This window comes from Phocaeicola plebeius DSM 17135 (assembly GCF_000187895.1).
Lineage (GTDB): Bacteria > Bacteroidota > Bacteroidia > Bacteroidales > Bacteroidaceae > Phocaeicola > Phocaeicola plebeius.
Genome location: NZ_DS990130.1, coordinates 286,897 through 301,420, shown reverse-complemented (window position 1 = coordinate 301,420; position 14,524 = coordinate 286,897). Strand labels below are relative to the sequence as shown.

The following is a 14,524-nucleotide window of genomic DNA, read 5'->3' as shown; positions in this document are numbered from 1 at the left end:
ACTCATTTTATTATTTTGCAACATCAAAACCTCTTTTATCCAAATAAGCCTTAAACTTATGCAGATACTCTTCGTCCGGCCCGTCAAAGAAGGAAACCCCTGAAGCTCCATTGTTGAAAGCCTCATCCAATGCCTGCTCAAAGGTATTCTTAATATCAGGGAACATCAATCCGGCATAAATTTTAGCCCGGCCATTGATTGTCTGTACACTTTCCTTCACCGAACGTCCAATCCACTCCGGCCCTTCATAATAAAAGCCATTGTAAATCATCGGGAAGTATGCATCGAGCGACCACTGTCCCCAATCCTGACGCACCATTTTGCGAGCCATAGAAGGTCCCGGGAATACCGCAGCAGAGATACATTTGCCATCTGCCTTGATGGTCTGCGTAATCTTATTGACCACACGTGTAATGGCATCCAGACGGAAATTTATCCATGACTGGTCTTCCATTGGATACTTCAATTCCAGCGGGTCTTTTCCGGTCTGCTCCTTAAACATCTTCCGGCATACCTCACAATAACAATAATCATATTCCGGCAATTCAGAAGTCTGCTCAATTCCGTAATTCTTCCATAAGCTTACCGGTAACACGACATCTGGGAAACGCACATAATCCAAATGCACTCCATCCACATAAGGCAGATTCGCTTCTTTCAGGTAATCTGCAGCCAAATATTCAGCCACACCTTCATGGTTCGGACACAAGAAGCGGTAATAATCTACATAAGCAGGTTTGTCATAGCATGACTCCCCTTTACGGTTCACGGCAAACCAGTCGGGATGTGTCTCACGCACTTCTCTGCGGTTCATGGTCCACTTCCAATAATGTGCCTCCAGACCCGCTTCCTTACACATCCGGTAAGTAGCCTCATCATAGCCTTCAAACATTACTCCACTGATGCCGCATTCTTTCATCAGAGCAAAGTATTTCTTATAGTACGTATCTCCCTTTTCCTTATTAATGCGCATCCATACCCAGTTCTTTACCTGACGGGGAGTAATGGCTTCACGAGTAAACCTACCGTTATGGTCTACCACATAACGCACTTTCTCTTCAGGCACGCTTACTGACATACAGAATGTACGCTGTGTAGCCTCTACCAAGATTTCAGCACCAGCGGGCAAGTCCTTCAATTCCGCCTCGGTCAGGAAGAAATTCTCTTTGGAACGAATGTAATTTTTCTCCTTGGCATAATTATCCAATTGTGCATAGAACATAGCCCAAAGCAACTTATAGGCAGCCATATTGTAAGGATACTTGAAGGAATCAGTACCCTTTCCTACCACCTTATCCGACAGATACAAGAACCCCCATCTGTCGGGCATATGCATATCGATGCGTCCGGTAGGCATCCATACCCAGTTTTCTTCACGCTGTCCAGGCTTCAACCACTGTACACGTGAGAAGTTGATACGCCAGCAGTTTCCAACCTGAGCCGGGTTAGAGAAATTCACTGTCAACGCTTTATGAGGAATAGCCATCTCCACACTCCACTGTTTGTCCTTATCTTTCGACTTGTTCAAGGTTCCTTCACGATGAATAGCCAGCTGAAGTCCCGGACAATCCCACTGAATCATAAAATTACCCCCCGAACGGTAAGGTTTGTCCAGCATCAAGTCAAAAATAACTCCCTTCGCATTGGTTTCTATTTCAAAGTAATTCTGCCCGTCTCCATCCGGATCCAGGAAAACTTCAAAGTCATTATCATAATAAATAATCGTATCCCGCTGACTGAGTTTCGCCTTGATGTCATCCTCCTGCAACACGGCTCCTACATAGAGATAATTATCATCCCACAACATTTTGGCAGAAGTATCATAACAAGGTTTGGCAAATCCTTCCCCACTTATATCTACAAAAGAAGAAGTGGACTGCGCCTTTTGCCAGTCTGCCTCATTCAGTTTTCCATCTACTTTAATTTTTCCATCCACACGATAGCATACATAGCCTTCGGGAAGCGTCAGCATACGTTCATACTTTTCATACAACCCCTGCCCCCAGAGCTGTCCTGCCATTGCAAATGCAAACAAACTACCTATCAATTGTTTTCTCATAATCAGTTTTTTTCATTAATTACTTTCAATAACTTGTCCCGCCCCCCGATACAATTTAACCGGTCCATCCAGCAATACGGCAATTACCGTAATTTGTGAATCAAGCACATGATCGGGCACATCAATATAAAGATTACCAGGCACCTCACTCCAATAGTTCTTATTATATACCTTATAAGACAACATGGAACCATTACCTACTACCCATACCCGGTTGACTTTATTCATCAGCCCTTTCACTTCAATGGGGCCATTAGGCTTATAAGGTAAGTAAAGATACAAGATATCTCCCCCTTTATTCAGTGTTGTATATCCCTGGAAGTGTTCTGCTGGAATACCGGCACGGGTATCATAAATCGCCTCCTTGTGCTTTTTCGTCCAACGCCCGAACTCTTTCAAAATAGCTACCTGCTCTTCTGGAATTGTACCGTCCTCTTTCGGTCCGATATCCAATAACAAATTACCTCCCATGCTCAGGCAATCCACAAAAGTCCGTAATAAAATATAGGGTGATTTATAGTTGGAATCTGTATGTTGGTAGCCCCAAGAATCATTCATGGTCATGCACAGCTCCCAATATTTATCCTCAGGACGCACAATAGGAACACCTTGCTCTGGCGTAGCATAATCACCATATCCCTGAATACGTGAGTTGATGATCACATTCTTATTGTCCGACCGAAGCAAATCTACAATTCCTTTAGAGTTCCATGCCTCCGCAGTTTGCTCCCAATCTCCATCGAACCAATACAAGTCCGGCTTCCAAGTCTTGTTCAACTCTGCCAATTGTGCCATATTAAAATCCACGAAGCGCTGCCAACGTACAGGGTCATTCGTATAACGCACCTCCGTACGTGTCATGTTCGGATAATCAGGATGCGACCAGTCCAACAAGGAATAATAGAATCCCAACTTCAACCCCTGCTTGCGGACCTCCTTTACAAATGGACTGATTAAATCTCTTTTAGCCGGTGTACACTTAACCGTACTCAGCTCACCCGCTTTTGTATCCCATAAAGCCATCCCATCATGATGCTTCGTTGTAATCACCGTATAACGGGCTCCACTTTCTTTAATCAAGTCCACCCAAGCCTTAGGGTCGTATTTTGAGGCAGTAAAACCATCTTTTTGACTCATATATTCCTCATAAGGCAGATACTTATTGAAGAAAGACCAGCTTTCGGAAACCCCCTTCACCGAATAAATACCCCAATGAATAAAAATACCCAACTTAGCATTTGAGAACCACTCCATCCTTTTTTCTTTCATAGCATCCTGCTGCGTTTTTTCCGGTGTCTGACTAATGGCAGGCGCAACCGAACAACAAAGAGCCGTACATAAAGCTATAATTTGCTTGTTTAGCATATTGATAAAAATAAAAGATTAATACAATTCAATCGACAAACCACAAGGAACCTCTGTTATTCCAAAAACTGCTTAAACATAAGGTTAAACAAAGCATCTATCCAAATCATAGAAATATTCTATATATGGCAAATATAGCAAATTTTCAAACATTTCTATTATAATTAGCCTACAAAAGGACATAAAAAAACTCCGCCAATTAGCGGAGTTCTATAACAAAAGCGGAAGCTGGGGGATTCGAACCCCCGGTACGGTTACCCGTACGGCAGTTTAGCAAACTGCTGGTTTCAGCCACTCACCCAAACTTCCAGTAGCCGACTGTAGCGCATACGGGAATCGAACCCGTGTTTCAGCCGTGAGAGGGCCGCGTCCTAGGCCACTAGACGAAAGCGCCATTCTCTTTTCTCAACCGAAGCGGAAGCTGGGGGATTCGAACCCCCGGTACGGTTACCCGTACGGCAGTTTAGCAAACTGCTGGTTTCAGCCACTCACCCAAACTTCCAATCTTCTTTGGGAACGCATTTTCTCTCAAATGCGGTGCAAAGATAGAGCGAGTTTTTGAGTTGTGCAAACTTTTGCCGAGATTTTTTCACAAACACATTTTACTTCCAGCTTTATTCTAAATCTTATACCACTTTGTAATTAATGCAAAATGATAATATACCACAAACTAGGTATTGTACAAAACAAGGTTTTTCACTACCTTTGCACTCGGTTTAGAAAACCACATTTACATAACTTTTTAATATTTCAAATTTATGGCAATGAATTTTAAAGAAGGTCGTTGGAACCATGAAATCAACGTCACCGATTTCGTAAAGACAAACATTACGCCTTACGAGGGCGACGCTTCATTCCTGGTCGGTCCTACTGAACGTACAAAAGCTGTTTGGAACAAATGTTTGGAAGCGCTAGCTGAAGAACGTGCAAACAATGGTGTACGCTCACTCGATCCGTCCACAGTATCAACCATCACTTCTTTCGCACCGGGATATATTGATAAGGAAAACGAAGTTATTGTCGGCTTGCAGACTGACGAAGTGTTGCGCCGCGCAATCAAACCTTTTGGAGGTATCAAGGTAGTAGAAAAAGCTTGCCGTGAAAACGGAGTAGAAGTTGACCCGAAGGTTAAAGATATTTTCACTCATTATCGCAAAACTCATAACGATGGGGTCTTCGATGCATACACAGAAGAAATCCGTTCTTTCCGCTCACTTGGTTTCTTGACAGGACTTCCTGACAACTATGCACGTGGACGAATCATCGGTGACTACCGTCGTCTGGCACTGTACGGTCTGGACAGACTGATTGAAGCTAAACAGAATGATTTACGTCATCTGACAGGCCCAATGACCGATGCCCGTATCCGCCTTCGCGAAGAAGTAGCTGAGCAGATTAAGGCGCTGAAGGAAATCAAGGTCATGGGAGAGCAATATGGTCTTGAACTGGGACGTCCGGCTCACAATGCACAGGAAGCTGTTCAGTGGGTATACATGGCTTACCTAGCTGCCGTAAAAGAACAGGATGGTGCTGCCATGTCATTGGGTAACGTATCGTCTTTCCTGGATATTTACATCGAATACGATATGGCTCATGGCCTGATTGATGAAGCACACGCTCAGGAATTGATTGACCAGTTTGTCATCAAACTGCGTATGGTACGCCACTTGCGTATGCAGGCTTATACTGACATCTTTGCCGGTGATCCGACATGGGTTACAGAATCCATCGGTGGACGCTTCAACGACGGACGTACAAAAGTAACCAAGACTTCATTCCGTTTCTTGCAGACATTGTACAACCTCGGTCCTTCACCAGAACCGAACTTGACCGTACTGTGGAGCCCGGAACTGCCGGAAGGTTTCAAGAACTTCTGCGCACAGGTTTCTATCGATACATCTTCTATCCAGTACGAGAACGACGACCTGATGCGTGAAGTACGTAACTCTGACGACTACGGTATCGCTTGCTGTGTATCTTATCAGGACATCGGCCGTCACATCCAGTTCTTCGGTGCACGCTGTAACCTGGCCAAGGCATTGCTGCTGGCTATCAACGGCGGACGCTGTGAAAACACCGGTACACTGATGGTGAAGGATATTCCGGCATTGAGCGGTGATGTATTGAACTTTGAAGAAGTGCTTGCCAACTATAAGAAAGTGCTGAAAGAAATGGCACGCGTGTACAACGAAGCCATGAACATCATCCACTACATGCACGACAAGTATTATTACGAAAAGGCTCAGATGGCTTTCGTAGATACTGATCCGGTCATCAACCTGGCTTACGGTGTAGCAGGTATGTCTATCGCTGTGGATTCACTTTCTGCCATCAAGTATGCGAAGGTAACAGCTCGTCGTAACGACATCGGACTGACAGAAGGATTCGACATCGAAGGTGAATTCCCTTGCTTCGGAAATGACGATGACCGTGTAGACCACCTGGCTGTAGACTTGATTTACTACTTCGACGAAGAGCTGAAGAAATTGCCGGTTTACAAGAATGCCAAACCGACCTTGTCTATCCTGACCATTACTTCAAATGTGATGTATGGTAAGAAAACTGGTGCAACTCCCGATGGCCGTGCCAAAGGTGTGGCATTCGCTCCTGGAGCCAACCCGATGCACGGACGCGACAAGAACGGTGCCATTGCTTCTCTGAGTTCTGTAGCTAAATTGCGCTACCGCGACTCACAGGATGGTATCAGTAACACCTTCTCTATCGTACCGAAATCTTTGGGAGTAGATATGGAAAACCGTATCGAGAACCTGGTAACGATGATGGACGGTTACTTCGTGAAAGGTGCGCACCACCTGAACGTAAACGTATTGAACCGGGAAATGCTGGAAGATGCCATGGAGCATCCGGAAAAATATCCTCAGCTGACAATTCGTGTATCTGGTTATGCGGTGAACTTCATCAAACTGAGCCGTGAGCATCAGCTGGAAGTAATTTCACGCAGTTTCCACGAACGCATGTAATTCTTGCATAAAGAGTATATAATTTTAACTGGACACAAACTACCCGGATTTCAGTCCGGTAGTTTGTGTCTATTATTTTTATCCTGTCATGATTAGAGTACATTCATACGAATCATTAGGCACTTACGACGGTCCGGGAATACGTCTCGTTGTTTTCTTGCAAGGCTGTAATTTCCGATGCCTTTATTGTGCCAACCCCGATACCATTGACGCCAAAGGAGAAAGTAAAGAAACTGCTCCTGAAGAGATTCTCAAGATGGCTGTAAGTCAGAAACCTTTTTTCGGGAAGAAAGGAGGTATTACTTTCAGTGGAGGAGAACCGACCTTTCAGGCCAAAGCCTTGGTTCCCTTATTCCGCATGCTGAAAGAAGCGGGCATTCATATCTGCGTGGACACAAATGGAGGAATCTGGAACGAAGATGTAAAGGAACTGCTTTCGCTGGCAGACCTCGTTCTGCTTGACGTAAAAGAATTTAATGACGAACGCCATAAAGCACTCACTGCCAGAAGCAATGCACAGACCCTGAAAACTGCTGCTTGGCTTGAAGAAAATCAGAAACCGTTCTGGCTGCGCTATGTATTGGTACAGAAATACAGTTATTTTAAAGAAGACATAGAAGCACTTGGTGAACATTTCAAAAATTATCGCATGATTGAACGGGTTGAAATACTTCCCTATCACACCTTAGGCGTACACAAATACGAAGCTATGAAACTGGACTATCAGTTGAAGGATGTGAAACTCAACACGCAAGTTCAATTGGTCGAAGCGAAAGAGTTGTTCGAAAAGTATTTCAAGACAGTTTACGTAAACTAACAAATTAGTTTACAATGCCTTATTCATCCCCAGTACTTCTTAAGAAGTACTATAGTACTTTCAAGCAAGTACTGAAGTACTTCCCCGGCAGTACTACGGTACTTTTTAGGAAGTACTGAGACCATTCCTAACCGCGTAAAACAGAAAGTCACAACTTTTTCTGAAAAAATTTATCATCTCCATGCAGTAATTACATCTATGTTTCATTTATTATACAAACAACAAGAAACAATAAGACTATAATTACTATATGGAAAAAATAAGGTTAGTGAACAGTACCGAGATGGGAAAAGAAAATTCAAAAAGAATTTCCAGTAAACAGCTGGAAGCAAAAATTACAGCTTTCACCATTATATTGGCTGTAATCGTCATGAATATATTGTGGTGGACAGGTACCCAGTTCTTGGAGTTGAACAATAACCACAATATAACAGAAACTGCAAGACCTTTTAGCCAACAGGCCATGCAGCACAAATAACCCTTTTCAAGGAAAAAGGCAAAAAAGAAGTCCTGGCACCTCAACTCAAAATGCCAGGACTTTTTTTTTGTATTCTATTAGCATCTACAGCAACAAGACTGTCAGTTCACGAGCTCCATGTGCTCCCATTACCAACGCTTGTTCAATATCTGCAGTTTTTGAAGGACCTGAAATGAAAACGCCGTAACCATACTCTCCTGTATCTATTTTCTGATAGGCCTCGTGCATGTTATTTACCAGATTTTTCCGGTCAAGCAGAAGAATTAAAGCTTCAGAAATAAAATACACCGCACGCTGTTCCACATCCTGCTGCACCCAGACAGCCCCATTCTCACACACTCCGATACGTCCGTCTACTACAGCCAGGTCTGTGCCATCCAAATCGGCAGAAGCAGCCACATCATCAGGGTGAAAAGTGGCACAGGTAATATTCTTCAGATTGGAAGCGATGCGTTTGGCATCCGGATACAATTTACAAACCAACTCGTTGACATCTTCTCCCTCATTGACCGTCACCACACGTCCGCCGACCTCTGCCACAACCTTACAGAATTGTGCTACCGGATCAGCGTACGTAATTGCCCCTTGCTCCAATGCAGACAAGTCCGGCTTTTCATAACGTACTCGCGTATTACGACGTATGTTCTGCAATATATCTTCTCTACTACTCATAGCTTCCCTATTTTACTTTACCCTTTTTCCACATTTCATTAAAACTTTCCTTGGCAAACTGTGGCATTTCATGCTCTTTTCCCCAGTCATTCAACCCATTGTACACCAATGAACGAGGGAAAGAATTCACCCACGATGCCCGTGCCAGAGCCAAATTAAATAAAGACGGATGTTCCATCAGCACTTTCATTCCACCCGACATCAAACGCTTGGACGAGCTGGCTACTCCCAAACCATCCAGTTTTTGTCTCCAACGATAAATCTGGTCTGCCAAATCTACTTTCGCCGGACACACATTCTGACAAGAGTAACACAAAGAGCAAGCCGACACATTATCATAATAATGTAGAGGTGCTTTCAGCATTCCCAAGTTAATGCCAATCGGGCCTGGAATAAAATAGGTATAAGAATATCCGCCAGAACGACGATACACCGGACACGTATTCATACAAGCTCCACAACGCAGACAGTTCAGCGTCTTCACATGCTCCTGATCGGCCAGAATATTACTACGTCCGTTATCTACGATAATGATGTGCAGTTCACCTCCTTTGCGGGGTTTGCGATAATGTGAAGTATAGGTAGTGATGGGTTGTCCAGTACCAGAACGTGCCAGCAAGCGGGTAAATACACCCAGTGCTTCACGGTCGGGCACAATCTTTTCCAATCCGAAAGCAGCAATCTGCAATTTAGGTTGCGAGGTACCCATATCCGCATTACCTTCATTGGTACACACCACAAACTCACCCGTAGAAGCCACGGCAAAATTAGCACCTGTCATGGCAGCTTCTGCTTCAATAAACTTATGACGCAGATTCTTACGCGCCGCATGGGTCAAATAAGTCTGGTCATTGTTGCCCGGCTCCGTACCCATCTCTTTCACAAACAGTTCACCGATTTCTTCCTTCTTGATGTGGATGGCCGGCACCACGATGTGACTGGGTTTCTTATGCATCAGCTGAAGAATTCTTTCTCCTAAATCACTTTCTACCACATCAATCCCTTTCTGAATCAGGAATTCATTCAGTCCGCATTCTTCGGCCAGCATAGATTTACTCTTGATAAAGCGATGCACATTGTGTCCGTGCAGAATATTATAGATTATAGAACAATACTCATCGGCATCTTTCGCCCAATATACATGGGCTCCATTTGCCTGTGCGTTCTTTTCGAACTCCTGCAAAAGCAAATCCAGGTGACTGTTGCTGTACATCTTGATGGCAGAAGCCATGTCGCGCAACTGTTCCCATTCCGGTACCTCCCGGCTAATCTTATCTCGTTTGGCACGCATCATCCACAAGGTCTGGTCATGCCATCCCGCCAGTTCCTTATTTTCCTGAAACTTCTCGGCGGCTTTTGAATGTTTCGTACTCATAGTCCTGCAGCTAAAACTTCTACAATATGAATGGTTTTGATAGGCAACTTCTCTCTGGCAATTATCCCGTTCTGATGCATCAGACAGGAGCCATCGGCACCTACGATATATTCTGCACCCGTATCCATGTGACGTTTCACCTTATCACGTCCCATCTGTCCGGATACGGCGTGTTCTTCCACCGCAAACATACCTCCAAATCCACAACACTCATCCGGTCTTTCCGGCTCTACCACTTCAATGTCTTTCACCAAGGAAAGCAAATCACGAAGCTTATTATAATACGGGATATTCAATTCGCTCGGTGAAGAAAGGTGCATCAGACGCACTCCATGACAACTGTTCTGGATACTGACCTTGTGAGGGAAAGAAGCCTGCAAGGAAGTGGGTTTCACCACGTCATGAATAAATTCGCAGATATCATAAATTTTGCCTTCGCTGGCACAACGATGAGGTTCCTTGGCTAATAGCTGTCCATAATGATCACGCACAAATACCACACAGCTGGCCGACGGGCCTACAATGTAATCATACTGTTCAAAAAGACGGTCAAAACGTTTGGCCAATTCTACTGACTCTTCTTCAAATCCTGCATTCGCCATCGGTTGTCCGCAGCAAGTCTGGTCCAGCGGATAATCTACATCCACCCCCAGGCTTTTCAGCAACTTAAAAGAAGCCACTCCCACCTGCGGATAAACGGCATTGATATAACAGGGAATAAATAATCCTACTTTCATATACTTAAAATCTGTTATTCGTCTTCTTTCGAGCAAAAGTAAAAGGTTTTCTCCGGAAATGAAAACTTTATTTCAGATTTTGAAAACGATTTAAACCACCATAACAAAATGTAAAAAATGCGTGCGCCCCGCGAATCACTTCGCAGGGCGCACCCAACTAATAACTAACTTCTTTTACTTTTGTGGTTTACGTAATTTCTATATGACTAACACTGCAAAGATAGGTGTTAAAGGCTGCACCCGCAATACCCAAATGTAGGTATTTTAGAATTAATCCAAATAACAACCTTTCTAAAGATTCATTTTCACTTCACTCAACTCTACCAACTTATTTACGATGGCATAAATGGTCAGTCCGGCAGCCGAGTGAATCTGTAATTTTCGCGTAATGTTCCGGCGATGCGTAATGACCGTATGCACGGAAATATAGAGTTTTTCGGCAATTTCCTTATTGGTCATTCCTCTCACCACACAACCTACGATTTCTTTTTCCCGCTGGCTCAATGAGTCCTGATCGCTTTCTTTCTCATTCGCTACGTTCATCAGCAACGAAATTTTATGCGACAAAGAATCCACGTCGTCAAATAAATTGACCGAGTCATCGTAGCCTTTGAGCTGGTTGGCATCCACCATCGTGTAAATCAGCGATACGAATTTCATGGCAGCTTCCGGATATTCCTGCTTGAAAGCAGCCACATCGAACCATCCTCCAAACTGAGGGTTGATAATCAAAATTTGTGGAGTATGTGCCTCCATACAATGCTTCAGGCCCTCTTCTGAAGAAACCTCGATTACCTGTACCGGCAAATCAGGCAGACGCCTCAACACAGACACGAGTCCGCTGCGAATAATCATCGACGTATCTGCCACAGCAATGTATATTGTTTCCTGCGGTTTCATTTTATCTCCTTTTCCAACTCCATGATTGCGGGCACGAAGATAAAGTCTTCCACCCGGTTGTGCGAAGCCAAATCCTCCTCACAACTAAATATATCGAACAAGGTAGCATTCAACAGCTGGTTATCCCCGCCCGACGGATAATATTTGATAATGATATTTTTCAGCTCGGTCAACTTGGCATTGATCTGGTCATGGTGACGGGCAAAAACTCCGATGCTGTAATCTTTCAGCCGTTCTCCCTTCAGCAAATGTTCCACATAAGTAAATACCTTTTCATTCTCATATTCCATGTGCTTGCGTACCTCGTGCACGTACGCATCGAAGAACTTCACAATCAGAAAAGCGACTTCATTCTCCGATGAACAATCGATTGCCTCTATCAGTTTCCGGCGGATAGAAGGCAACTGGAAATCCAGAAAATAGGAATGAGCCTTTTTAAGGTATTCTACCAGTGCAGGAATGGAAAGCCCCTGCAAATGGTCGTGAATATGATTGCTCTCCTCGCCCAGGAAATTGACCACTATCAGGAATGTATTGCAATCCACCTGATTCATGTCGCACACTTCCTGCACGGACTTGTCACCAAACCCTAATGAAATGCCAAAACGGCTCATCACCTGCAGAAGAGCATAATTCTCACAAATCAAGTCGCCCATCTTGTCGGTGGGTTTATACATTCGCGTAGTATTGTTACACATAAATATCGTATTCATAAATTCACATTGCAAAATAAGAGAATCCTTTCAACACCCGCAATCACCATTTGTAGGTATATTGTCTGAAACATATCTGTCAGGCAAAGATAAGGCAGGCACCGCATTTCTACCAGTCGAAAATACACAAAAATCCCTAAAGAAAAGAGAGAAAACGAGCCATCATATCCAGAAAAAAAATACCTTTGTTACATAAACTTTAAAATTATCATATTATGTATACCATACAGACCAACGCTTCCGGCACACGCAGCATGGAAATTTCTGAAAAGCATCTGGAAACTATCGAAAAATATTCGCTCTTCCAACAGCTTATTGACAGCAACGGAATTGTGGACGAAACCGTACTTGACAAACTGAAACTGAACATTCGTTCGCTCATTGCGTCCATGGAAGAAAACAGCAAGGACTTGCTCGATTTGTGCATTGACGTGATTTATCACAACAACATGAAAGCGTTCGGCTTACACCAGCTCATCCTTCTTTATATCAAATGGGAAAGAGAAAAAGAAGAGAAAGAGGAACAAGAAGAAACTGAAGAAAACCACAATTAAAGAAACGCCTTGAAAGAATACAAGCTGACCGACTGGTTGCCTACTACCAAGAAAGAGGCTGAACTGAGGGGATGGAACGAACTTGACGTCATCATCTTCAGTGGAGATGCGTACGTGGACCATCCATCTTTCGGTGCTGCCGTCATCGGACGAATGCTCGAAGCTAAAGGACTGAAAGTAGCCATCATCCCCCAACCTAATTGGCGCGATGACCTGCGCGACTTCAAGAAACTAGGAAGACCAAGACTGTTCTTCGGCGTATCTGCCGGATGTATGGACAGCATGGTCAACAAGTACACTGCCAACCGACGGCTGAGAAGCGAAGATGCCTATACACCTGATGGACGCCATGACATGCGCCCTGAGTATCCCAGCATTGTCTATACGCAGATTCTGAAAAAACTGTACCCTGACGTACCAGTGGTTTTAGGCGGTATCGAAGCCTCTCTTCGACGCCTGACGCACTATGACTATTGGGAAGAGAAATTACGCCCTTCCATCTTAGTAGAATCAGGAGCCGACCTGCTTATTTACGGAATGGGAGAAAAACCCATTACGGAACTGAGCGAGCGCTTGCTTGAAGTAGAAGGAGAAGTTCATGCTGGAGACTTGCCGCATGACATTCCACAAACAGCCTACCTGATTTCACAGAAAGAGGTAGCTGCTCTGCCGGAAAACCCGAACGGCCAAGGCGACCTGACACTCTATTCGCATGAAGAATGCCTGAAGGATAAGAAAAAGCAGGCACAGAACTTCCGACACATCGAGGAAGAATCCAACCGCTATGCGGCAGCTCGCATCCTTCAGCAGGTAGGAAAGCAGGCGGTGGTAACCAATCCGCCTTATCCTCCCATGACGCAAGGAGAGCTGGACATGTCGTTCGACCTTCCTTACACCCGTCTTCCGCATCCTAAATACAAAAACAAGCGGATTCCGGCCTATGAAATGATCAAGTTCTCTGTCAACATCCACCGGGGATGCTTTGGCGGATGTGCTTTCTGTACCATCTCGGCCCATCAGGGAAAGTTCATTGTCAGCCGAAGCAAGGAAAGTATTCTCAAGGAAGTGAAAGCCATCGCTGAAATGCCCGACTTCAAAGGGTATCTGAGCGATTTGGGAGGTCCTTCGGCCAACATGTACCAAATGGGTGGAAAAGATACGGCTCTTTGCCGTCGCTGCAAACGTCCGTCGTGCATCCATCCCAAAGTCTGCCCGAATCTGAACACTGACCACCAGCCGTTATTAGAGATATACCATGCAGTAGACAGTTTGCCAGGCATCAAGAAAAGCTTTATCGGCAGTGGAGTGCGTTACGACCTGCTTCTGCATCAGAGTAAAGATGCAAAGACCAACCAGAGTACCAAGGAATATACTCGCGAACTGATTACACGTCACGTAAGCGGACGACTGAAAGTAGCTCCGGAACATACCAGTGACAAAGTGCTATACCTGATGCGCAAGCCACCGTTCGAGCAGTTCTACGAGTTCAAGCGTATCTTTGACAAAATCAACAAAGAAGCGGGATTAAGGCAACAGATTATCCCCTACTTCATCAGCAGTCACCCTGGCTGTACGGAAGAGGACATGGCCGAACTGGCGGTCATCACCAAGAAACTGGACTTCCACCTGGAGCAGGTACAGGACTTTACGCCTACCCCCATGACCGTCTCTACGGAAGCATGGTACACAGGCGTACATCCCTACACACTGGAACCGGTATTCTCGGCCAAAACCCCTCGTGAAAAACTGGCTCAGCGTATGTTCTTCTTCTGGTATAAACCTGAGGAACGGAAAGCCATTATCAACGAATTACGAAAAATTGGTCGAAACGACCTTATCAACAAGCTATACGGGAAATCATGATTTTTCACAG

12 protein-coding genes and 3 tRNA genes are annotated in these 14,524 nt (G+C 44.5%); 5 read left to right on the top strand and 10 right to left on the bottom strand.

The features are described 5' to 3' along the window. Nucleotides 1-10: 10 nt before the first annotated feature. The 5 genes from BACPLE_RS09485 to BACPLE_RS09465 form a co-directional block, all read right to left on the bottom strand. The gene (locus tag BACPLE_RS09485) at nt 11-2,020 is read right to left on the bottom strand and encodes a sugar-binding protein (RefSeq protein ID WP_040312796.1); all 2,010 of its coding nucleotides are present in this window, start codon (nt 2,018-2,020) and stop codon (nt 11-13) included. 54 nt (nt 2,021-2,074) lie between these two features. Next, nucleotides 2,075-3,424, bottom strand: coding sequence for an alpha-L-fucosidase (locus BACPLE_RS09480; RefSeq protein ID WP_007561247.1), 1,350 nt, complete (start codon nt 3,422-3,424; stop codon nt 2,075-2,077). A gap of 222 nt (nt 3,425-3,646) precedes the next feature. Next, nucleotides 3,647-3,733 (bottom strand) — tRNA-Ser (locus BACPLE_RS09475). A gap of 12 nt (nt 3,734-3,745) precedes the next feature. Next, nucleotides 3,746-3,818, bottom strand: a tRNA-Glu gene (locus BACPLE_RS09470). A 21-nt stretch (nt 3,819-3,839) separates the two neighbouring features. Then, a tRNA-Ser gene (locus BACPLE_RS09465) sits at nt 3,840-3,926 on the bottom strand. Between the two features lie 256 nt (nt 3,927-4,182). On the opposite strand from BACPLE_RS09465, the gene pflB reads away from it, so the two are divergent. From pflB to BACPLE_RS09450, 3 genes are all read left to right on the top strand, one after another. Then, on the top strand, nt 4,183-6,405 hold the full coding sequence (gene pflB / locus BACPLE_RS09460) for a formate C-acetyltransferase (RefSeq protein WP_007561245.1): 2,223 nt from the start codon (nt 4,183-4,185) through the stop codon (nt 6,403-6,405). 88 nt (nt 6,406-6,493) lie between these two features. Continuing rightward, nucleotides 6,494-7,222, top strand: coding sequence for a pyruvate formate-lyase-activating protein (pflA, locus tag BACPLE_RS09455; RefSeq protein ID WP_007561243.1), 729 nt, complete (start codon nt 6,494-6,496; stop codon nt 7,220-7,222). Between the two features lie 283 nt (nt 7,223-7,505). Beyond that, a complete protein-coding gene (locus BACPLE_RS09450; RefSeq protein ID WP_147351457.1) occupies nt 7,506-7,700 on the top strand; it encodes a hypothetical protein in 195 nt (64 codons plus the stop codon). Nucleotides 7,701-7,784: 84 nt separating this feature from the next. Here BACPLE_RS09450 and BACPLE_RS09445 read toward each other — a convergent pair whose 3' ends face one another. The 5 genes from BACPLE_RS09445 to BACPLE_RS09425 all read right to left on the bottom strand — a co-directional run bounded on the left by BACPLE_RS09445 (nt 7,785) and on the right by BACPLE_RS09425 (nt 12,097). After that, on the bottom strand, nt 7,785-8,372 hold the full coding sequence (locus BACPLE_RS09445; protein ID WP_007561239.1) for a LutC/YkgG family protein: 588 nt from the start codon (nt 8,370-8,372) through the stop codon (nt 7,785-7,787). A gap of 7 nt (nt 8,373-8,379) precedes the next feature. Continuing rightward, entirely contained in the window at nt 8,380-9,747 is a 1,368-nt protein-coding gene (locus BACPLE_RS09440) for a lactate utilization protein B (RefSeq protein ID WP_007561236.1), read from the bottom strand. Then, nucleotides 9,744-10,484: a (Fe-S)-binding protein gene (locus BACPLE_RS09435; RefSeq protein ID WP_007561234.1), complete on the bottom strand. Its 741-nt coding sequence runs from the start codon at nt 10,482-10,484 to the stop codon at nt 9,744-9,746. The genes BACPLE_RS09440 and BACPLE_RS09435 overlap by 4 nt, the downstream gene beginning before the upstream one ends. A gap of 291 nt (nt 10,485-10,775) precedes the next feature. Continuing rightward, nucleotides 10,776-11,384 carry a response regulator transcription factor gene (locus tag BACPLE_RS09430; RefSeq protein WP_007561232.1) on the bottom strand — a complete coding sequence of 203 codons (609 nt, stop codon included), beginning with the start codon at nt 11,382-11,384 and terminating at the stop codon, nt 10,776-10,778. Beyond that, entirely contained in the window at nt 11,381-12,097 is a 717-nt protein-coding gene (locus BACPLE_RS09425) for a hemerythrin domain-containing protein (RefSeq protein ID WP_081458119.1), read from the bottom strand. Before BACPLE_RS09425 ends, BACPLE_RS09430 begins: the two co-directional genes overlap by 4 nt. Nucleotides 12,098-12,312: 215 nt before the next feature. Here BACPLE_RS09425 and BACPLE_RS09420 point away from each other — a divergent pair, with 215 nt between their 5' ends. Together BACPLE_RS09420 and BACPLE_RS09415 are read left to right on the top strand one after the other, a co-directional pair. After that, a complete protein-coding gene (locus BACPLE_RS09420; protein ID WP_007561228.1) occupies nt 12,313-12,651 on the top strand; it encodes a hypothetical protein in 339 nt (112 codons plus the stop codon). Between the two features lie 9 nt (nt 12,652-12,660). Next, complete coding sequence (locus BACPLE_RS09415; RefSeq protein WP_007561225.1) at nt 12,661-14,514, top strand: YgiQ family radical SAM protein; 1,854 nt, start codon at nt 12,661-12,663, stop codon at nt 14,512-14,514. Nucleotides 14,515-14,524 lie beyond the last annotated feature (10 nt).